The organism is Mesorhizobium sp. C120A (assembly GCF_030323105.1).
Lineage (GTDB): Bacteria > Pseudomonadota > Alphaproteobacteria > Rhizobiales > Rhizobiaceae > Mesorhizobium.
Window position 1 is genome coordinate 6,082,572 of the sequence record NZ_CP100476.1, and the last position, 21,404, is coordinate 6,103,975.

Sequence of the window (21,404 nt, forward strand, 5' to 3'; positions counted from 1 at the left end):
GCGGTGAATCATGAGGGGCATTGAGGAGCGTGGCAAGGCGCCCATCTCGGCATTTAACTCCATCGAGCGTGATATCAGGGACAATTCTCTCATCGGAACCGGCGGCTGGCGTTGAAGGACCCGGTGAATCATCCTGATCTATAGTGGAGCAGACGCGCTCTGAGCCTCAAGAGCGTTTCCTCCTCTGAGTATCCTTGATCTGCCGCTGGACATTCTCGTTGATATTGCTGAGCGGCTCAGCCCGATGGATCTGCTGAGGATTTCGCACACCAATCAAGAGCTGCGTGTCGCCGCGATGATAGTCGCAACGCCTCAAGAAAGGCGGATTCAGGTTCAGGCCATCTGTGGCAGCCCTTGCACCGGGCTCCAGCAACGTCTCGTCGTCGTGGCCGAGGGGCCTCGTGACCCCGACGACTGCGCTTCGGCCTTGTGGGGCCTCGGAGCGGGCGTGGCAGCGCTTGCACCCGAGCGCGGCGTCTCATCCTCCTCGCCGAAGACCATTGCCCTGGAGGGCCTCGGAGCAGGCGTGGGTGGCGGACATAGCAGCCTGTCCCATACCTATGAATACGTTTGGCTGAAGCAGACCGATGGCTGCGCGTCGAAGCCGAAGCCGTCGAGTTCGCGGACAAACGGGAACTGCGCGATCTTGCTCGACATGAGCGTGTCGAGCTGGTCGCGGATCGCCGTCAACTTCAGCCGATCCAGGATTGCGATCAGCAGGTCATGATCTAGGGTCGTCATCACCAGCTCCCTCCGGCCACCGCTCCGTACTCGGCGAGTGGCCGCAGCAAGGTGGCCGGGGGTGATCTTGATCCGCTCGGCGCGCACCGGCCCTTCGAAGCCGGCAACGCCGACAAAAGGCTCTGTCGCAAACCTGGAAATGGGGTGTGAACGGCCATTTCGGCCTGTCCGTCAGGCAGCGAGGAGATCGAAACAGCGATCGACAGACTTGTAGGCATACCTCGCCTGTCGCTTGCCCATCATGTGGATCATCTCGATGCCGGAGAGGATAACCACGTCGTTCGCATGCGACTTGAAGCCGAGCATGGATCGAATGCGGCTTGATACGCCGGTGATCCTGTTCGATCCGATTGTTGAGATGCCGGCTATTGCGGAGCGGATCGGCTTCAGCGGTCGCCGCGATCGCTGCCGCAGCCGGCTTTCAGCGTCGCAGGAAAGGATTGCTTCGTGATTGGTCTGGCTGCCGTCGATGACGATGCGCTCCGGCCGGCCATGGCGCGTCAGCGCCTTGCGGAGGAAGCGTTGGGCCGCCACCTGGTTACGGTTTTCGCTAAAGAAGAACTCGACCGTATCGCGGAGGATGTCGATAGCGCGGTAGATATACCGCCGCGGACCTTGATGTACGTCTCGTTTGCTGCCGACCACACGCTTGCGCCGGTTGAAGCGCTCCAGCAGCTGCGGCGAGAAGTGGGCGACCCAGCGATGCACAGTGGAGTGGTCGACCTCCAACGCGTTCGGCCATCATCTCTTCCAGATCGCGCAGGCTCAGAGTGTAGGCCAGGTACCAGCGCACGCACAGCAGGATCACCGACTGGTCGAAATGGCGGCCCTTGAACATCACGTGCTCCTCCACAGCTGAGGCGTTTTTCTTGCCATGCTCGCTTACAAAAAGGTTTGCGACAGAGCCGTTCGAACCGCATGCCGACACCATCGTCAAGGGCGGCCGCGGTGTCCATTATGGCCACAAGCTCAACCTGACGACGGCAGGCAGTCTGTTCTTTCAATTTAGACCAACTATGCGGATGCCGCCTCAGTCAATTCAAGAATGTAACCAATGCCGCGCATGGTCGTGATACGTGGCGTTGCACCTGACCTACTCAGGTGTCCACGTAAGCGATAGATTCCGACTTCAAGCGCGTTGGCAGATACCTCGTCGTTGAACGAATAGAGGTGATCTTCCAACTGCGCACGAGGCACGATGCGGCCTGCACGGATAAGCAGATGCTCTAAAATACATAGTTCGCGGCGTGCGATCTTCAGAGGATGACCCGAGACGGAAACCTGTCGGCCGATCGGATCGAAATTGAGATTGCCAAATACAACGATGGGGTCGGTCACCTGTGTCGACCGGCGCAGAATGGCTCTCATTCTGGCGATGAGCTCATCGAAAGAGACGGGCTTGAGCAGAAAGTCGTCCGCGCCACCGTTGAAAATTGCAATCCGCTTCTCGAGATCGTTGATGCTACTCATAATGAGGGTTGGAACTGAATGCCCGTTGCTCCTTAGCTGTCTCAGCCAGCCCAAGCCATCGCCATCTGGCAGAGCCAACTCCAGCAGGAGAATTTCATAGGTTGCGCAACAAAATGCCCTCGAAGCCTGTTCCAGGTTGCCAACTACATCAACGGCAAAACCGCTATCCCCGAGCGCAACTCGCACAGCGCGCGTAAGATCCACATGATGATCAATGAGCAGCGTTCGCATTTCACGTCCTATCAAGGTCGGACAGGTCACCGTCCGCTGTAAGACCGGGGCGACAGCGGAAGTCGCGCAACTCTTCGTAGTGTTCGTAACGCTCTTTCCGATGGGTGATCGCGGGAGCATGCAAGCCGCACGCCTGCAATAGTCGGGGATGGAACACGTGAAGACCTGTTGACGGGCTGAAACCGTCGGTCGGCGGGCCCACAATGCCACCGACTCTGCCTGCGATTTCTCTGCGCATCGATCCTCCTATGGGTTGCGTCGCAACATCCAGCTGAGGTCGCAAGGGCAGGTTGCGGCTTTGTTCATTGAGAGGACCCCTGGAGGCAATACCAGGAGGATTCCCTATATGGCACTTCCCGATTTGCCACCGGTCATTCCGAACCACGTTCGGCGGCTTTGAAGACACTCATTGAGCGCGGCTAGGTAAATCAAGGGTACGACCTGCCGGGTGTCGATGCCGCTTTTGAAGCAGGCATCGGCACCAGCTCGGTGAGCGTCGCCCGCGCAATTCAGCGGACGCGCTCGATACGCGCAGTCGAATCGTGCCGCAACTTGCCGCGCCGACAGGACGCCCGAAGAGTTCAGACTTGTGACCGAAGGTCTACGCCCAGTCCTCCTCCCATTATCCACCTCCCTCAAATCAAAGTGGACGTTCAATCTGAACAAATTACGCCATCGTATCACAAACGACTTACCGATCCCCGACGTGCTCTAGCCTTAGTGCTTGTTAAGAAGGTCGGCTACTGTCTCTCCGCGTCGCCGGGCATCGGCGGCGAGCCACACCTCCCCCACCTCATACACTTCGCCGTGGGTACTGAACGGCACAATGACGTCAATGGCAGCCGACAGCAGGTCAAGAAGCGTGTGGTCTTCCACAGCAGCTCCTTGCGGGCTGCTCTTGACGAGTGAAAAGAGCTTTTTAAAGCCTTGGACCGGATCCGCCCCATGAATCGTTGATATTGATCCCGCATGGCCGGAGACGACTTCGCTAAGGTAGGCCCAAGCAGCATCATCGCGCATCTCGCCAAGCAATATTCGATCAGGGCGCATGCGCAAGCTGGCTTGCAACAGTTGCTCGGCTGTCACCGCACCTACGCTTGCTCGGTCCTTCGGATAGAGTAACCGGACATGGTTCTCGTGCGGGATTGCAAGTTCGAGCGTGTCCTCGATACTTATCAGCCTCTCTTGCGGGGGTATAGCGTTGATCAAAGTCTTGCTCATTGTCGTTTTGCCGCTTCCAGTAGGTCCGCAAAGCAGCATCGTGAGCCGCCCGCAAACGCATGCCCGCAAAAATTGCTCCAAGTCACCATGGTCGTAGTGCTGAAGAATCGTTTCGTCCTGCCGCTCTTGGCGCTCCTTTCGTGACCGCCATTGATTCCAACGCGAGTATTCGTAGCGAGAAGAAACTTCCTTGAGTTCGGTCACACGACTTGAGGGACGCCGTATCGTCAGGCTTATTGTTCCTGAGGGAACAGCGGGCGGCAAACAGATCTGCAGCCGCTCTCCGTTCGGCAGCTCAGTCGCACAGAGGGGGCTTTGCGGTCCGACATCTTGCTTGCGCAGCGCTCCAGCGAGGATCGCGATGTCCTCCAGATCGTCATAAGATAGCGGCAGCGGATGTTTCGTGAAAATGCCGGCCTGTCGGACAAAGGCTTCCCCAGGCCGGTTGATAGCGACCTCTTCGGTCCTTGGCTCCTCAAGCCATTTCAAAACAGGGTTGAGAAGCAAACGCAATTGAGGGTCAGCCTCCGGTCGCATTGTTGTCTCTCCGGCGTTGGCGATGTTGGGGGGCTGGCGCCACGGCGATCGGTCTAAGATCGTATACATCTGAGAAATCGAGGTCCCGAGCCACAAAGATGGATACAGCATCTCCCTGGTTTTTCTTCAGAGTTGGCGGAACGTTGATCGTTGCTCTAAGGGTCGTGTCAACGGCTTGTCCGGCGTTGCTCTGGAAGCTGTTGATGCCGCTTCCTCCACCTGAGCTGCCAGCGTATTGACCGGCGGCCTGAAACGCGCCTTGAATGACGCTCATGAGCATTGCTCCGCCAAAGCGCTGCCAGAAGTGATTATCCACCGTGCCAGGCATTCCGGAGCGGCCGAGCTCGTCAGCGCCCGGCGACGCTAGCGAAACGAGGGCATGGTCAGGCGTTTCGATGCGCGTCCACAGCACGAAGACACGCGCATCCCCCTGTTGGAGACCACGCTGGATCTCGCCAATCACGGTCGTCCCGCGATCCAAAAGCACCACGTTGTTGGTGGCGCCGCGGACGTCTTTAGGTAAGACGCACTTCACATAACCCGGTAAATTTGTGTCGACTGCCGTTTGCAAAATGCAGGGAATTATCGTTCCTTGGGTAATCACGAGATCAGGGTGCGGCAAAAGTGTGGCCCGGCTTGGCTCCTGTATATCTGGTTTCAATCGCCCCGTCAGATCGCCAGCGTCTGAAATCTCATGCGAGGTCGCGGGAGCATCCCTATGGTTGTCTTCGCTCCGCTGACCGTCGTTGGGCATTTGACCGCTGCCACTGTAGGCGAAAATTGGTGTTTCCTCCGGCGGCGGATCAGCTGGCGCCGAAGGCGGCGTGGATGGCGCAGAATCTCCTGCCTGCGCCGCCTGTACGGGTGCTGGAGCTTCGGGAGCAATCTCAATCGGCACGGGGCGGAATGGCTCGGCGTCGGCGACAATTGGAGGTTTTGGCTGAGTTGGCTCGTCTTGTGTGCTGGGACGACCGCCGAGCCAGATGAGCGATAGAGATGAGATGAGAACAAGAGCAGCGACGGCCAACTTCTGCAATCCCGAAACATGCCGGCGGGCCGGCTCCGAGACCATCGATCCTGAGGCATGGACATCATGTCCCGACTGTGGGCCGGTTTCATTCATCGGCCGGGCCTTTCAAAACGCGCCACACGTCGGGTGTCACTGTACCGGTCCCTGGCGCTCGTCCCACAGGGTCATAAGCCCTGTTGAAAATGGACAAGACCGTATTGCCATCTCTCAGACGCCATTCCCGGGCGACTGCGGATACTTCAACATAGTCTCCTTTGACCGTGTAATTGGCAGCGGCTTCCTTGCCGTCGGGATTGATAATGTAGAGGGAGGGTATGCGGGAATTGCTTGCGAAGCCAAATACGGTGGTAAAGCCATTATCGAAAACTTCCAGCGGCGCCAGCGATCGATCGCCCTTTGCGACGTAGTGAAAATTGCTTTCGTCCGGACTGGTAGTTGCGGCGGGCCGATTCAACAAATCCTGAACTCTCTCGTCGCGCAGCACTTTCGCCCGGGCCTGACCAAGAATCGAGCGCCTTTCTGCGTCCTTTCTCTGAGCAGCAGCCTCATCAGCAGGATAGGTGAACTGCACACTGTAGTATAGGTCAGGTTGCTGCTCATCGAGTTTCGGCATCGCTCTCGTTGAAATACTGAAGACGTATCTCCGTGTACCCGACTCACTCTCGGCCAGCACGATGACCGGCTGCGGCGGGAGCATCCGGCTAGCCTTAAAAAAGAGATAGTTGGCGCGCGGGAGCGCAGCCAGGTCTTTGCTATTGGAAACGGCCACGGCTGCGACTGTCTCGTTGGCCGCGAATGTGACAACCAGCGTTGCCCCCACTGCGGTAGACAGGCGCACCACTTCGTCAGGACGGTAAGCCAGGTAGCGCATGCGCGCATCATGCTTGCCGGCAAGTGGTGTGTCTTCCGCGGACGCTTCCATCGTTAAGAAGAGTGAACAGACCAGCGCGAGAAACGCTCTTTTTGTCATGGCTGCACATAGCCCAGGTTCGATACGCTATCTTCCGAGCTTTGATAGGAAGTGACGAGTAGACCTCCCGGATTGGTGAGCCTCGATTGCCCAGGCAGACCCGTCAAGCGCTCGTAGCGGATGGTAGCTGTCCAGGTGGTCACTATCGGCATCTGCCCATCGACAACAAGCGAACGTTTGTAACGGATCTGTTGAACGTCCGGACTGATGTCGTTTGAAGAAATATGCCCGACCTCGAGCTTGCCGCGTTTGCCGACCGTGACTTGCGGCGAGGTGGGATTCGGATAGTTGAAGAAATCTTGATATTGCTGTCGCACAGCCGGCGCGCTGAAACTGGATACGAGGTCATAGGCGTATTGGGCTGTATCTGCTGTGTACCCCTCGCGCAGGCGTACATATTCCCACAGCGAAGCATTTATGACGGCTCGGTCTTGGGTTGCCGGCAGTCGAGAGACTGACACTTCGCTGTCGACGGTCCCATCCGGCCGGACCCAGAGGAACACAGGTACGAGCTTGGCCAACGGGACCATGGCAGCAATGGTAAATGCCTGGGCAACATTTCCTAGGACCGCCGCTGCGGCAAAGGCTATCAGGGCCTTTGACAGGCGCCGCGCAGACTTCGCTCGTGAAGTTTGAAACGCTTCCACCTTCTTATAGTGGGCGGCTAGCGTTTCTCTCTCCACCAGAAGGGCATGTTCAGGAACTTTCACTTTGGCTCTTCCGCGCATTCGACCTGAAGATCCTCAGGGGTGGTTTCCCATTGTCCCACGTTCAGTTGGAATGGGGCACCCGCGCATGTCGCAAGCCCATGGCTCGTCTTGCAGGCGGCCAAAGCGAGGATTGACAGAAGTAGGCAATATTTCATGTTTTTGGCACCGAGCTTGTCGATTGATTAAGCACCCGCCGTTTTGGCAAAGTGGCGATTGAGGCTATTAAGAGGTCGGTTCGCACCTCCCCAAGAGCCGCCGGCGATGCTGCTGGCGATCGTCGGAAGCGCGACGATCAGAGCGTCACCAGCTAGGAAAAGCATGTCGAGCTCGTAAAGCCCGATGATCTTGGCTGCTGTCGTGCCCGAGAATTTGATCATCAAAAGCATGGCTGCCAGCGAGACTGCTTCGGCAGCGATTACTATCGTTGCAACGATGTTGAGGAGGAGAAGCAGCAGCCCGTACGAGAGCAGTTGGCCGATCCATCTGGTGGCTATGTCTCGAGTGTGATCAAAAAGGTAGCCTACAAGGACCAGGGGGCCGATCGTCAAGAGCACCTTCGTCAGAATTCCAACGGCATCGTAGATCTCGAACGCTGTCCACAGCGCGCCGTAGAAAATCCATTGCGCTCCCTCGAAAGCAAGTATGTCCTGGCCGTTCATAGGCCCAATTTCGGAAGCAATCAGCTGAAAGACATACTGGCTTGAAGCAAACATGAGATCGAGCTTCTGGGGGATTCCGATGAAGGGCAAGTCGCTGCCACTGATGTCGTGAGCCAACCTCGGAATCGTGTCGTCGAAGAGCGCTTCAATGTACTGCTGATAGTTGGCCTGCCCTAAGATAAGGGCGACGACAATCGACACCATGATTACGCGCGAGATACCCCCGCGCGCATCGACTTGACCACGCATGACCAGACAGCCTTGGATTATTATCCAGAGCGTGACACACGCAACCAGAGGCGCACTGACCGCCGCTTGGACGTTTTCAAGCACTTTGTGCAGCCCGGACGTGAAGGCCCCATGAAAGATCGTGTGTATAGTCGTGAATGGCGCGGGAATTTTGAAATTCATGGCGTGAGCCTGATGTGTCCCTGATCAGCGCAGCTGAGCCTGATGAACTCTGTGTGGTTTACGGGAGGATGCTAAACATATTAGCGGTGTCCTGATGTTCGCGACGCTGCGTGGCGGCCTCCTCCACGGCGTGAAGGCTCCCTTGTGCAGTGGCCATTGTCAGCAGACTCGTGGCCTGGACATTTTGGATCATCGCATCGTGAATCTGCTTGAGGACCAGACCGTTGGTCACGGTGGCCTGCATAATATTTCCCGAGCGGGAAAGCTGACCAAGCGTGCCGGCGTTATCCTTAAGGCGCTTGTCCATCATGCCCAAAGTGTCGGCTGCAATAGCTGCGGCATTGGCGGCCCCGGCGATTTGTCCCTGTAACAGTTTCGCTTCTGAATCGGTGCCGTTGACTATCCGATTTGGGTCCTTCGCAATGTTACGGGCCATAATCGAAGCTGGCGCCCGAGCATCAAACATCTGCTCCTCCAGCTTATTGCTCGACGGGTAGTGATTTCCTTGGTTCAGTGAGCTTAGCAGTCCCGTGACAGCGAATGACGACGTTAGAATTGTCACCATTTCAATCGTGGTAGCGAGCGTCTCGATTGACCTCTCAAGGATCGCCGCATTGGAAAGCGCTGTTAAGGTCGCTTGTGTTTCTGTTACAGGGTCGCTGACGATAAATTGCGAACGGGCCTGTCCGTGAAGCAGAAGGGAAGCAGCAAGGGTCGTTACTGCAAGTTTGGCAAATTTCATGAATATTCCTCCGTCAGTCTTGAACTTCGTGGTACCGGGCCATGAACTTGTCGAGCCACCCACTTGGGGCGTCTCCGTGCTGGTTACGAAGCTGGTCGGCAAAGCGCACTGTGTTGGCCCGCCCCGAGAGTACGGCTACGTACTCGCGCATCTGCCCAAGATCGAATTCGCAAACAATACTCCCGCTATCGCGCTTGAGCAAAAACTTGCGGCTGCCGATTGCCATTCCCTGGCGGATTGCCTCGAACTCCTGCGCAGTGCACTTCAAGCCATCGACATACGCAGAGCGGTCCGCCGTCGGTGATGGGTAGAAAATTTTCGTCATACATTGCGCAACGAGACTAGCTCCGAGAGGCGATTCCAGAACGTGTTCAGGCTGCTGCGTTGCGAGTATCAACATGCCGTTGTTTTTGCGGACCGTGAGCAAGAACTTGTCGATAACGGCCGAGAATTGGGGGTTGAGTAGATAGAATCGAAATTCGTCGCAGCTCATGACGAACCGGCGACCATCGACGATAGCGCCCACTCGATGCAGAAGGTATGCGGCGGCCGGTGCACAGACCTCCTCATATTCCAGGAGCTGCGTCATGTCGAAGCCCGTAATGGAGGCATCCAGCCTTACTTCGTCCACGTCGCCGTCAAAGGCCCATCCAAGCGCCCCCCCTCTACACCACCGCTGCAGCCGTGCTCCTGCGCCCTCGGAGGGGCTGTGCAATAGGAACTCGCGCAGGCCCGCAAGTGAGCGCATAGGGGGTTCGAACGAAAGCTGACGAACAATGCCGCGTTCCAGCCGACGGCTTTCCTCCGGCGAGATCGGTCCACGGCCGTCACTCTCGATCAGGGCCATCAACCACTCGCGCAGAAAGTCCCGGGAGGCGGAGGTGTTGTCCAGTCCACGCAGAGGGGCCAAGCCGCTCGGAGCGCCTCTGCGCAACGCAAGATATGTCCCTCCCGTGGCTCGCACCAGCAGTTCACCACCCCGATCCTTGTCGAAGAAGACGATCGCACCATTGCGATCGACCAAGCTTTGCTCAAGCATCGCGAGGACAAAGGTCATCAGCGTCGTCTTGCCTTTGCCAACGGGCCCGAATATTGCCGTCATGCCGACGTCATTCTCATGGGGGATGTAGTCGAAAGAAGTTCCACCGTTTGTGCGAAAGCGCGCAACAGCATTGCCCCAGTGGCCGGAACTGGAACCGCTTGGGAAGTTCTCAAATGAGACGAGCCCGGCAAAATTGTGTGAGGTGATCGCCCCCGGGCGCGTGCGCCACCTGTTGTTCCCCGGAAGTTGGGACCAATATGCGGCCTCCATGCCGATGCCCTCTTGGACGATAACGGCGCCCGCGTCGGCCAGCCGTGCGCGGGCACTTGCTGCGCGATCTGCAAGGCTATTGAGGCTGTCGGCATAGACGCACAGGCTCAGATGATGCGAACCCATCACGAATTCGTTGCTGGCCAGTGCGTCCTCTGCCTCGGCAAGTTCATTGATCTGGGTGAGAGCCTTGTCGCCGGCACTCGTCATCTGGCTGGACTTAAGGCTTAGTTTGGCATGAGCTTGTGGGCGAGTGAGGAAGGAAAAGCTCTGGCTCAGGACAAGCGGGAAGTTGGCGGACAGCAAGGAATTTAGCATGCCCGGCCGCGTCGTCGCCGGATATTCACGGAACGAAAACAATGATCCGACGGAGCTATCCCCGGGCCTTCGAATCTCAAGCGCCCGCTTCCCGCAGATGACCTGGTCAGTGTAGATCGAGGCGCCAAGTGAGCCGGTAACCATCGGAACCGGAAGAAACCGGCAAGTCATCATGAGCCGAAGCGCCTCGCCGATTTCCGTGAAGAGCACGTTGCCTTTCTCACGAATGCCCAACCGGCGCAGACCGTAACCGCCGAGTGCGCCAGCAGTGATGTGCCAGAGGTCTTCCAGGCTCCGCATTTGGGTGGCTAGATCGTGCTCATTCCGTCTGCGGGACTTGGCAATCCGCAAGCCGATCTTGCCGATTGCGGTGCGGGGGGACACGATCAAAGTGAGGAAGTGATCGTTGCGAAAGAGCTTTCCCGACAGCACACGACGCTCGTAGGCCTCGCTCAGACTGCCAGCGAATGCACTTTGAAACTGGCGCGGCGCCGGCGCCGGCACATCGTTGTGTCTCACAAGATGAGCGTATATCGAGACATTGTCATCGGCGATGTTGCGCAAGAGAGTGTTGAACGCGCGGCAGCGCGAGTTGCGCATCTCAGCGTCTTCCAAATCAAAGGGCACACCGTTCACATGTGCCATGGCCATGATCGATCCGTCTTCCAGAAGGACAACCTGATCGCTTACGTGACCAACATACGGAAGGTAGATCTCGCCAGACCTCTCGGTCCGGCCGCTGGCGCCGAACATTACACCATTCCTCTTCCGCGTTTCGGCACTCTGATCGGATTGGCGCTGACGCTTGCGCCTCCCCAGACCGGCCCGTCCACGCTTCTGCCGGCCGTCTGCAAATAGAGCAGCACGACGCTTGCCGCGTTATAGTCACGCTCAACAACCAGCCGTGCTCCGAACCAGAGTGGCACGAGAACGATTTCGTAGAGCGGGTTCTGAAGGATAATGATAACAAGCCCAGCCAACATCATGAGCAATCCGGCCAGCGTCAGCGGCACCCCCAGAAACAGTGCGGGGCGCGTCGCCGCCACATAGAGGGTGCTCACTTCCAACCGGTCGCTCATCAGCCGCCGCCTATGAGCGCCTTGCCCAGGAAGCTGGCCCCGAACATGATGACGATCCCTCCAACGACACCCGCAACCAGGCCAAGTGAAGCACGACCGAACATCCAAGAGATACCGATGGCTACGAGCCCGAGCACGGCCAGTGATTGTCCAAAGGGGCCAAGTATGAACGTGCAGATATTCTGGACCATCTTGGCAGGATCCGTCCCTCCGGTCACCTGAGCCGCGGCTGGCCCGCTGTAGAAGACCGTCCACGCCGCGCCTGCAGCAGCGGCCGGTACATATTCAGCCGCCATGCGCAGCATGGAAAAAGGCGAAGGAACACGCGTTTTAAGCGCACGAAGTATCTTGAGTGGCGTCATCATTGCATCTCCATGTTTCAATCGAATACGAGTTTGTTCGGGTTCGAGGGTTCCCGTGCTTTCGCAGCCTGGCTGCCTGTCGGATCGGAGGGATCGGCCCCGGAGCGGTCTGGCTGATACGAGCCCCAGATGTCCCAAGAATCTTGGTTGGGCTGCTTCTTTCTATTGGCCTGTTGGCTCTGCTGGAGCAGAGGCGGCACGGCTTTCCGACCGGGTGCCTCAAGGTGCGGCACATCTCGAGCAGTCGGCTCCAGCGTTCTCTCAAGGAGACTTGAGATGTCCTTTGCGGCCGACTCGACCTTGCGTACATAACCGTTGGCGAAGCCATGCGTGACGTCGCCCGTGTTATAGGCCGAGATGGCACGGCGAAGCGCCAGTTGCTGTGCCACAGCAGTGGTGCCGCCGGCATACCGGCTTTCAAGCAGGTGGGCGGCAGCCGAAAGCGAGGCGCAGGGCTCGAAAGCCCTTTCCGGCGTGAGATTGAGCATGGCAAAGTTCTTGCTGTTTATCTGCATCAATCCAACATCGACAGAATGTTGTGCTTCGAGGCGTTCCTTGATGCCCCGCGTGGCTTCCAGGTGGTCTATCCAGCGAAGCTGCTCACCTGTGGTGTTGTCATGAGCCACCAGCGTTTCAAAGCCACTTTCAATCTTGGCAATCGCGGCCAGGGTGGACGGCGCAACCCAGGGGGCGCATTTGCGCGACAGGCTGCGGAACTCACGCGGAGAAAGTGGCGCGGGCTCGGCTGGGAGTGACATGGATGTCATCAGGACGATGGCCAGCGGCCAAGCTGCAATAAACATTCCCTATCACCTACCTTTCCAAGCCGCCGGACGGGTTCTGGCCCTGTCCGGCACGCGCTTATCGGGGAGGTTTGTTACTGTGTGATGTTCAAGTTCAGCTTTTCGGTTTCAATTGAAGCAAAGACCGTGTTCGTATCAGCGTGGGTGAGCATCTTGCGCATGCGTGGGTGGCGCGGGCCCGATCAGCCAGCGACATCCGGAGCATCTTGGTACAATGACTCCTGTACAGGATTGCTCGTCCCGGCCGTCCGTTGCTCCTGGAGTGTGGGCCGCGACTTTGGCGTCATGGACGGTACTTCTGTCAGCGCCAAGCCAAGGACAAAATGGGGAGCTTGGCGGGCTTGTTCAGGCTCGGGATCACCGTGGGGAATCGACTAAGGCGATAAAGCGGCCCAACTTTGCCGGTATGCTGCCGGTCCTTAAAGAGCAGCCATGCGCGGCCCTGCATACTCAGATCATTGCTTGAGACGCGAGCTCGTCCGCGAAGCTGGCTCGAAGGCGCAAATCCGCGGCGGCGAGGGTCAACTGGGAAGACGTGGCGGCGCAGCCCATCCTGGTGCGAGCCTCGTTCAGCTGTTCGGCCGCCGCCGCCAAAGGGTGGATCATGCACAGTCCCATCGGCAGATAACCGCACGTCATTGACGCAGTCCGACGGCGCAATGGACAAGCATAGTGACACGCTCAAGATGGAGGAGTTGCAGTAACTGAGAAATGTTAGCCCGGACGTTCACCGCAACCGGCGACCTGCCGGTCGCCGAACAGCATTTGAGGCCGCCGGCCACCTTGGACGAAGCCGGCTTGGCAGGAGACACACTATTTTGCACAAGGCCGCTGCAGCGAATCACGGTCTTCTTCCGCCGACCGCCTCTCCGATCAAGCCAAACGCCGCGCTGCTCAACCATGTCCGAGCTGGATCCACGAGCCGGAGGATATCGAGATGATCCAGGTCCGCAAACTCCAGGATGACCAGGATGCAAGGGCATAGCAGGAAACTTGGCATCCATGAGGTCGAACTTGAGTGATATTGGCAGGCCTGCACCAACGGGGGAGCTCGAAGCGAAAAAGCGAAGGACCACACGGCAGGGTCATGTCGGCGCTGGGACCTGTCTGGTGGCCACGGGCTGCCTTGGTGCGGTCAATTCGCTGGGGATGAAAAGAACAGGACGAGCACGGCCTCACATTGGCCGCACGCAACGGCGAGTGGTATCAAGGAGCAGCTGTTCTGGGTCGGTGCCCCAGGGTTGCTCGGCAACAGGTTTAGACAAGGGGATTCAAGATTGAAGGTGTGCCGTTGAAACATGTTCTTGTCATTGACGATGATGCCGCAATGCGGCGCCTCATCGCCGAGTATCTCACGATGCATGCCCTGAAGGTAACCGCAGTCCACGATAGCAAGCAGTTTGACTATGTTCTTTCACGTGAGCCAGTCGATCTCGTGGTTGTTGACCTTAACCTAGGCCGGGAGGATGGACTTGCGATCGTCCGCAATCTGGCGACAAAATCGGATGTTCCTATCATAGTGATCAGCGGCGACCGGCTTGATGAGGCGGAAAAAGTGGTTGCACTGGAGCTCGGCGCAACCGATTTCATTCCCAAGCCTTTCGGGATGCGCGAATTCTTGGCCCGCATTCGAGTAGCGCTACGCCAGCGCATTTCTAGTCCGCGAACCAGAGAGCAGCGCTCATTTCGCTTTGGGGCCTGGAAGCTAAGCGTGAAGCAGCGGCGACTGATCTGTGCGGAGCGCGGCGAGGTCAAGCTTACCGCATGTGAGTTCAATCTCTTGATCGCATTTCTGGAGAACCCCCGCAACGTGCTATCCAGAGAACGGCTTTTGCTCGCGAGCCGTGTGCGTGGAGAAGAGGTGTACGATCGAAGTATCGATGTCCTAATCATGCGCTTGCGCCGAAAGCTGGAGGCTGATGCGGCCAACCCTCGCCTGGTCAAAACATCCCGTGGCGCAGGGTACTTCTTCAACGCTGACGTAGATGTTAGCTACGGAGGCACGTTGGCCGCGTGACAGTGAGCTATGCTGGAGATTGGGGTGACGAGGCTGATCAAGCCTTCCAACAGTACCAGCCTGATCAATTACAGCGAGAGCTACCGGTCCGGAGATCGCATCAGCGCCTCTCTGCATATGCACGCGGCCGCCTGAATTGCCGATTTCGCTCAGCTGCTGCTGAATGGCGACGGCTTGCGGCGCATTCAGGGCCCTCTGCGTCTGCGCTGGCCACAACAGCGCTGTGGAATGTTCATTGTTGGGACTACTCACTCGGGTGGCAGGTGGTTGCATGGTCAAGCTCATCCGGCGAAGGGCGGATCTGCTGTCGGCTGGCAGCCAAGACTGGGGGCGGCGGCCCGAACTCCGGCGTCCCAGAGCTTGCGAAAGCCTCCGACACGCTTCTGTTGAGGTCATCCCGTCCATCGGGCATCCCTGGGTTGCTGAAAAAAGACGAGGCGGCTTGATGATCCTGCCCTCGCTGAAGCACCTCGCGAAACCCCTGTTCCAGTCGCAGAAGCTCCTCTGGATTGGTTGGCGGCTCGTCAGCTCGACCATCGAACAGCGGCCGGAGCGCCTCGGACACGTGCTGCTCAAAGCCCACTCGCCGGGCCTGGACCGCTTGCCCGTCTTCCAAGCCGGCGTCCTGCACCTGCGACAAAGCTGTTACACGGGATGGATTACTATTTCGCCGGGTCCACACCAGCCTCACATCAAACTGTATCGTCAAAGTCCTGCGCCAATTCACACAGCGGGTCATCGAGTTGAGATTCGGCGGAGAGCGCCTCCTCTGCTCCCGTCAAGGGCGCCGGCTCCGGGAGGGCGCCTGTCTGGCGTTCAAAGATGCGTTTCAGAATGCGATCCGAGAAATAACGCACCTTCCTCAATTTTAATGGTGGCAGACCTTTGATGAGAACAATCTCGTAGTCGTCATCGAGCAGCCGAACCTGTTCGGGACGCAATAGCGGTGCACCTTGATGTGAATTCTGAATGGTCCAGTCGAACGTTCGCGCCTGGCTGTGGGAAATCGATTTTGCTTCAAAGGTGTATTCACCGATGGCCTTGGAAATGTAGTTCGGAGTCTCGTCATCAGCCGTGGCCATGAACACTTGCAGTCCGGTATTGCTGAGAAAATTCTGCTTGCCAGCCTCTCCATAAGCCCCCGTCAGTGCCGAAAGGCTTTGGATGATGAGCATGAAACGCCCCTTGTAGCCCGCGATAGTCGTGATTGCGGTCTCGATCGCCTCAAGCTTACCCAAGTGCTTGAACTCGTCGAGCAGGAAGAGAACCTCGTGCTTTTCATCCCGGCGGGCCAGCGACCGCTGCAGAATTGAAACGATTTGCTGAAAAAACAAGCGTATCAAAGGCGCGATCACCTCAAGGTCGTTCGGACCAACGCAAAGATAGATGCACGTTCTGCGACGGCGAAGATCATAGACCGAAAAGTCCGAGCGACTTGTGGCCGCCTTTACAGCGGGATCCGCCCACAGGTTGAGCCCGCCATCGCCGAGCACGGAAGTGTAGGAGGTTAGGATTTTCGTATCGTTCCCCGCCATGTCGTCGAAGATGCGTTGTGCCTCTTTGTTCTGAGTCTCCATGGCGAGTCGCGCGAAGAGCTTAAACTTCTCCCCCGGCTGGGCGAAGAGGTCATAGACGGCGCCGATTGTTGGCGTGCCCCGCTCGATGCAGGCAAGGATTCCCGCGACAAAGATATCTCGCGCGCCGCTGACGAAACCTTCCGCGCCCTCCCCCTTGGCCGTAATCAGGTTTGCCGCCAAGCGGCGGGCTTCGGTGAATTGCTGCTGTGGAGGCAGCGCTATAAGATCCAACAGCGGATTGTAGCAGTTTGTGCGCCGCTCCGAATCCAGCGGCGCGAATTTAAACACGTCGTCACCTGCGGCTTTGCGCGCCCTCGAGGTGAGCTCAAAGAGCTCCCCCTTGACGTCCAGAGCTATCACCGAGCCTTTGAATGTAAGTAGCGTTGGAATGACTATGCCGACGCCCTTGCCAGCGCGGGTCGGTGCAACGATGAGGCTGTGAGGCTGCTCGCCATTGGTCAGGAAGTAGCCAGGCCAGAAAGGGCCACTTGTCTTCCCAAACACCGGCCCTGTCACGCCACGGTATCGTCGCAGATATCCCGTGCGTCGCATTTCATCCACTCGAGCCCAACGAGCCGTCCCGTGGTGTTCGAGCTTGCGGCGCAATACGATCTGCTGAATCAGCAAGACGACCGCGGACGTCGAGAGCACGATAGCCGCGCCCCGATAGAAAACGGGGGTTGCGAAACCCAAATAGAAGGGCGTTTCAAACCAAAAGGCACGGACATCAAACGCCATCAGAGCCTCGCCGCTGCCGCCGTGGCGGAAGGTTGCGTAAAGACTTGCCGCACAGAAGCCCACGGCGAGTGAGCACGCGATGCTAATGGCTATGTTGGGGGGCGTCGTTTTTGTTGAAAGCATTGTTCCATTGCCGGATTAGCCGTAGCTAATGCTGCGCGTGCTTCAGAGACCGAACCGGCGTCGCGCGATGTCGCCGCTCGACAGATCGATGCCGCAGTGGGTGGTGCGATGCTTGCAGCGCATCACCCGGCAGACGTGGTTTTTGAAAGTTACACTAAGCAGGTACGTCAACGGCCAGCGAATTGGAAACGGCAAGGCCGTAGACGGAATTCGGGAGAGAAAGCGTCACTGTACCATGGCCGAGACATCAACGGCCGGAGCGATCTCTGCTTCTGGTGGCCTCCATTAGGTCCTCTCGGGCGTGATTGTAGGCTTGGCTTATGGACCGCCCGACTTGAGCACCCCGCTGCAGCTGTTCATAGGAGGTTTGCGGGCCTACTGTATCACGGACTGCAGCCTCAATACCTGCTATGTGGCCGTCCAGATTCGCACTCCGTTCCTCTGCTGCATGCTGCGGCGGCGGCATGTGCGGCAAGATGTCTTGCATGCCGGGAAAAACTGAGTGAGCTTGGGCCTGTTGATTTGCGTCGAACTGGTGATACATGTTGAGAATAGCATTGGATGCCATGTTTCTGACATTGCCATCCGGATCAGAAGAAGCCAATCCAATGGCCTGATCAAGAATGCGAGATTTGTTTTCCTCAGTAAACTTACTGAAGTGTGGCGCAACGTAATAAGTTCCGAGAGCTTGCGACGGCGGATCCATGTTGCCAATGCGATTAACAATAGCATCTTGCAGCCCTGGCGTTAGGTAATTGCCTAGATTACTGGCCGCTCCGACTTTCTGCAATGCTATGTCATCCGTGCTGTACCCCAATTCGGCTGTTAATGTCGCGGCCAGATTGATGGCTGATCGTCCAAGCCGATTGGTCCGCCTTTCAAATCTCGCGAGGTCAGTTTCTGGCCCGGGTTGAGTGCCCCGAACGGCTGTTCGCTCGTGCGTCCCGAGGCCTTTGAAGCCCCCAAGATTTCGCGCTGTATCGCGCGGGTTAGCGGTTACCAGCCGTTCTGCAACATCGCTCAATGGCCCCTCTGGAACGTCACGGAGGCTACTGCTCCCCACGCCTTGAGATGATCTTGCAGCTGCGCGTGCCCGTTTGTTATCGCGATCCATTGCTCGCCTCCAAAGTAGTTATTCTACCCAATGAGGTTACCACCGAAGCTTGACCTGCTAAACCGATATGATGTTACAGTTGTAGTATGGCAAAGGGTTCCCAGCTCTGTGGGTCTGCCAAGTGCCCGTCCAAGCCGAAGAAAATACGATCAAGCTGGCATCAAATGCGATGTGAACTGCCCCGGGCTTTCCGGAGGCCGTTTCGTTTGAGTTACGCGGCTATGGCTGGTTCATCCAACATGGCGTAGTAGCGTTCCTCGGCTTCGGCCGGCGGGATGTTGCCGATGGGCTCCAGCAGCCGGCGATTGTTGAAGCAGTCGACCCATTCGAGCGTGGCGAACTCGACGGCCTCGAATGAGCGCCAGGGTCCGCGTCGATGGATCACCTCGGCCTTGTAAAGACCGTTGATCGTTTCGACGAGAGCATTATCGAAAGAGTCGCCGGCACTGCCCACCGAGGGTTCGACCCCGGCCTCCGCCAAGCGCTCGGTGTATCGAATGCTGACGTATTGGGCGGATTCAACCGGTCGTCGCGACACCAAGGGATTGGAGGTGGCAATGACGGTTCACCAACGCGCTTAGATCGGTGCACTCGAAAGAAGCTGGATTCGCCCGGGCGTCCGCCTGCCTGGCAGCGTGAGAATCGCTTCCGGTTCTGGCAAGCTATTGCCTTGGGACATTCGAGCGAGGAGGCCGCACTGGATGCCGGTACATCAACGCCTCTTGGTCCGCGCTGGTTTCGGAGTACAGGAGGGATGCCGTCAACGCATTTGGCGCCGTGGGCGAAGCCGCTTTCGGGGCGATATCTTTCTTTCGGGAGCGCGAGGATATTGCGCTTGAGCTTGCCAAGGGGATCGGCATCCGGGCCATTGCTCGTAAGCTAGGTCGGCCGCCGAGCACAATCTCGCGGGAGGTCAGGCGCAATGCCGCGACGCGTAGCGGCAATCTGGATTACCGGCCAGTGCCGCCCAATGGCACGCCGATCGTGAGTCCCGCCGGCCTCCTGGCAAGCTGGCGGTCAATCCGGCTCTGCGTGAATATGTTGAGGAGCGCTTGGCCGGCAAAGTCACCAACCCCAATGGCGCCTCATTCGAGGGCCCCAAGGTGGGTGTGGAAAAAACGACAGAGCCGGAGGTGGTCGGCAACCTGGAGCCCCGAGCAGATCGCTAAATCGGCTTCAGATCGATTACCCAGAGGATCAAACCATGCGGATCAGCCACGAGACGATCTATCAGTCCTTGTACATTCAAGGACGCGGAGCATTGCGCCGAGGACTGACCGCATGTCTGCGTTCAGGCCGAGCGTTGCGCGTACCGCCCGAACGCGCGTACCGCGCGAACGGGCCCGAGTTCGCAACAAGTCCTTCATTGGAGACGCCCTTATAATAAGCGACCGTCCGGCCGAAATTGCCGATCGGGCTGTCCCCGGACATTGGGAAGGCGACCTCATCCTTGGCCTCGGAAGCTAGGCGATCGGTACGCTCGTGGAACGAAGTTCACGCTTCACAATGCGTGCTTCACCTGCCGCGCATGCAATGGCTATCAGCAGAGCCTGCGCATCAAGAACGGTCCACCACTTGCCGGCCACGGCGTTGAAGCAGTCCGCAGAGCCATAGCCCGATCCATGGGCAAACTTCCCGAGCAACTGCGTCAGTCGCTGACTTGGGCCCATGGAGCGGAAATGGCGCAGCAGCCGACCTGCGCATCGACACCGGGCTCGAGATTTTCTTCTGCGACCCCCAAGCCCGTGGCAGCGAGACTCCAACGAAAACACCAACGGCTTGCTGAGACAGTACTTTCCAAAGGGCACGGATCTCAGTCGGCACACAGCCCGGGAACTGGACGCAGTCGCCCATGCTATCAACACAAGACCGCGCAAAACGCTCGGCTGGAAAACACCTGCCGAACTCCTCGACCAACTCCTTGGGGGACAGTATGATGCCGGTGTTGCGACGATCCGGTTGAATCCGCCTTGGCTGCCTCTATCGCTGTGATGGATGAGCCCGCCTCCCCGCACGGGCCGCCGATCATCGAGAGCCTGTTCCAGGGCATCGAGAACGAAGGCTGCATGCGCCGTCCGGCTCACCCGCCAGCCGACGATCCGACGGGCATAGGTGTCGATGACAAAGGCGACATAGACGAAGCCCGTCCAGGTCGCGACGCAGGTGAAGTCGGAGACCCGCAGCATGTTCGGCGCGGAGCAGTGGAACTGGTGGTTGACGTGGTCGAGAGGGCAAGGTGTGGCCTTGTCGCTCACCGTAGTGCGGATCGGCGGACGATGCCTTCGAGGCTCATGGCCTTCATCAAGCGGGCAACCGTGCAGCGGGCGACGTCGAAGCCCTCGCGACGCAACCGCCGCCAGACCTTGCGAACGCCGTAGACGCGGAAGTTCGCCTCAAACCGTCGGACCTCATGCTTCGAGGCTGTATCCCATCTTGCCCGAGCCGACAGCCGGCAGGGGTCGACGCGCTTGGCGACATGGTCGTGGTAGGTCGACGGGGCGATCGGCAGCACCTTGCAGATCGGCTCAACCCCATGCGCCTTGCGGTGATCGTCGATGAACGCGATCGTGGCCTGAACCGGCGGTCGAGCTTCGCCTGGGCAAAATACGCGGAAGCCTTGCTCTCGTTGGCCTGCGAAGCTCGCGGCTCTCGCGTTCCAGAGCCTTCAGTTTCGTCGCAGCATCCGTGGGAACTCCGGCGCGCACGCCGCCGTCACGCTCGGCTTTCTTGCAGCCGATCTTGGCGGCGATCGATGAAACCGCCGCCCAGCGCGACGTATGCTCGCGTTCGTGATCCAGAACCAGCCGCACCGCGGGGGGTCCGGACCTCGGGAGAGAACTTGTTGGTCGCCTTGCTTGTCATGGTTCCACCTTCTCAGGAGTTGGAGCCTCCGATCAACCCGGGGCGGAACACAACAAGGGGCACGGATCAATCTGGGCGGAAACCCTAGAGAATCAGCCCTCAGAGCCTTTGGTAATAACCGACCCCTCGCACCTGTTTGGGCTGGGTGTACAAGTCAGGTTTTCATCAGGTTGGACGAGTATGTCTGGCAGCCAGAGCGCGACCACTTCCGTGCCCGCCCGCTCGTCTGGCAGACACACAAAGGAGAAAGATATGCCGTCAGCTACAAGCAGCGCCATCGTTTCCTGCCGCAGATCATCGCCCATCCGGTCTGGCCCTCCTTCAGGTCCCCTTGAGCCTGTGTCTCGTCGAGGAAATGGCCCGGGAGCGGGATCGTG

16 protein-coding genes, 4 pseudogenes and 1 other annotated feature are annotated in these 21,404 nt (G+C 58.3%); of the genes and pseudogenes, 2 read left to right on the forward strand and 18 right to left on the reverse strand.

Annotated features, from left to right (window positions below):
* Positions 1–582 precede the first annotated feature (582 nt).
* The 14 genes and pseudogenes from NL532_RS29585 to NL532_RS29650 all read right to left on the reverse strand — a co-directional run.
* Positions 583–741 (reverse strand): annotated as a pseudogene (locus tag NL532_RS29585) (ATP-binding protein); the annotation flags it as partial.
* Positions 742–912: 171 nt separating this feature from the next.
* Entirely contained in the window at positions 913–1,449 is a 537-nt protein-coding gene (locus NL532_RS29590; RefSeq protein ID WP_196813906.1) for a DDE-type integrase/transposase/recombinase, read from the reverse strand.
* Between the two features lie 306 nt (positions 1,450–1,755).
* A complete protein-coding gene (locus tag NL532_RS29595; RefSeq protein WP_023679590.1) occupies positions 1,756–2,442 on the reverse strand; it encodes a response regulator in 687 nt (228 codons plus the stop codon).
* Between the two features lie 717 nt (positions 2,443–3,159).
* Positions 3,160–4,200, reverse strand: a complete 1,041-nt coding sequence (gene virB11 / locus NL532_RS29600; RefSeq protein WP_023749035.1) for a P-type DNA transfer ATPase VirB11 — start codon at positions 4,198–4,200, stop codon at positions 3,160–3,162.
* Positions 4,184–5,323: a type IV secretion system protein VirB10 gene (gene virB10, locus NL532_RS29605; protein ID WP_031194319.1), complete on the reverse strand. Its 1,140-nt coding sequence runs from the start codon at positions 5,321–5,323 to the stop codon at positions 4,184–4,186. Before virB10 ends, virB11 begins: the two co-directional genes overlap by 17 nt.
* Positions 5,316–6,200, reverse strand: a complete 885-nt coding sequence (locus NL532_RS29610; RefSeq protein WP_023679588.1) for a TrbG/VirB9 family P-type conjugative transfer protein — start codon at positions 6,198–6,200, stop codon at positions 5,316–5,318. Before NL532_RS29610 ends, virB10 begins: the two co-directional genes overlap by 8 nt.
* The gene (locus NL532_RS29615) at positions 6,197–6,910 is read right to left on the reverse strand and encodes a type IV secretion system protein VirB8 (protein WP_023685154.1); all 714 of its coding nucleotides are present in this window, start codon (positions 6,908–6,910) and stop codon (positions 6,197–6,199) included. The genes NL532_RS29610 and NL532_RS29615 overlap by 4 nt, the downstream gene beginning before the upstream one ends.
* Positions 6,907–7,065 carry a type IV secretion system lipoprotein VirB7 gene (locus tag NL532_RS29620; protein ID WP_081731114.1) on the reverse strand — a complete coding sequence of 53 codons (159 nt, stop codon included), beginning with the start codon at positions 7,063–7,065 and terminating at the stop codon, positions 6,907–6,909. The genes NL532_RS29615 and NL532_RS29620 overlap by 4 nt, the downstream gene beginning before the upstream one ends.
* Positions 7,066–7,092: 27 nt before the next feature.
* On the reverse strand, positions 7,093–7,980 hold the full coding sequence (locus tag NL532_RS29625; protein WP_023673703.1) for a type IV secretion system protein: 888 nt from the start codon (positions 7,978–7,980) through the stop codon (positions 7,093–7,095).
* 58 nt (positions 7,981–8,038) lie between these two features.
* Complete coding sequence (locus tag NL532_RS29630; RefSeq protein WP_023673704.1) at positions 8,039–8,722, reverse strand: TrbJ/VirB5 family protein; 684 nt, start codon at positions 8,720–8,722, stop codon at positions 8,039–8,041.
* Between the two features lie 13 nt (positions 8,723–8,735).
* Complete coding sequence (gene virB4, locus NL532_RS29635) at positions 8,736–11,105, reverse strand: type IV secretion/conjugal transfer ATPase VirB4 (RefSeq protein WP_023685155.1); 2,370 nt, start codon at positions 11,103–11,105, stop codon at positions 8,736–8,738.
* Positions 11,105–11,431 carry a type IV secretion system protein VirB3 gene (locus NL532_RS29640; protein WP_023673706.1) on the reverse strand — a complete coding sequence of 109 codons (327 nt, stop codon included), beginning with the start codon at positions 11,429–11,431 and terminating at the stop codon, positions 11,105–11,107. Before NL532_RS29640 ends, virB4 begins: the two co-directional genes overlap by 1 nt.
* Entirely contained in the window at positions 11,431–11,736 is a 306-nt protein-coding gene (virB2, locus tag NL532_RS29645) for a pilin major subunit VirB2 (RefSeq protein WP_023673707.1), read from the reverse strand. The genes NL532_RS29640 and virB2 overlap by 1 nt, the downstream gene beginning before the upstream one ends.
* Positions 11,737–11,810: 74 nt before the next feature.
* Complete coding sequence (locus tag NL532_RS29650; RefSeq protein ID WP_023673708.1) at positions 11,811–12,596, reverse strand: type IV secretion system lytic transglycosylase VirB1; 786 nt, start codon at positions 12,594–12,596, stop codon at positions 11,811–11,813.
* A 1,291-nt stretch (positions 12,597–13,887) separates the two neighbouring features.
* Here NL532_RS29650 and virG point away from each other — a divergent pair.
* Positions 13,888–14,613, forward strand: coding sequence for a two-component system response regulator VirG (gene virG, locus NL532_RS29655; protein WP_023685159.1), 726 nt, complete (start codon positions 13,888–13,890; stop codon positions 14,611–14,613).
* 692 nt (positions 14,614–15,305) lie between these two features.
* Here virG and virD4 read toward each other — a convergent pair.
* The 3 genes and pseudogenes from virD4 to NL532_RS29670 all read right to left on the reverse strand — a co-directional run.
* The gene (gene virD4 / locus NL532_RS29660; protein WP_023727267.1) at positions 15,306–17,051 is read right to left on the reverse strand and encodes a type IV secretion system ATPase VirD4; all 1,746 of its coding nucleotides are present in this window, start codon (positions 17,049–17,051) and stop codon (positions 15,306–15,308) included.
* A gap of 247 nt (positions 17,052–17,298) precedes the next feature.
* Positions 17,299–18,165, reverse strand: a complete 867-nt coding sequence (locus NL532_RS29665) for a hypothetical protein (RefSeq protein ID WP_023685161.1) — start codon at positions 18,163–18,165, stop codon at positions 17,299–17,301.
* 211 nt (positions 18,166–18,376) lie between these two features.
* A pseudogene (locus tag NL532_RS29670) lies at positions 18,377–18,679 on the reverse strand (integrase core domain-containing protein); the annotation flags it as partial.
* A 30-nt stretch (positions 18,680–18,709) separates the two neighbouring features.
* On the opposite strand from NL532_RS29670, the pseudogene NL532_RS29675 reads away from it, so the two are divergent.
* Positions 18,710–20,157: pseudogene (locus tag NL532_RS29675) on the forward strand (IS30 family transposase).
* On the opposite strand, the pseudogene NL532_RS29680 reads toward NL532_RS29675, so the two are convergent.
* Positions 20,136–21,027, reverse strand: a pseudogene (locus NL532_RS29680) (IS3 family transposase); the annotation flags it as partial. The pseudogenes NL532_RS29675 and NL532_RS29680 sit on opposite strands and share 22 nt — an antisense overlap.
* Positions 20,660–20,776 (reverse strand) — a sequence feature (AL1L pseudoknot). Its footprint overlaps the pseudogene before it by 117 nt.
* Positions 21,028–21,404: the final 377 nt, after the last annotated feature.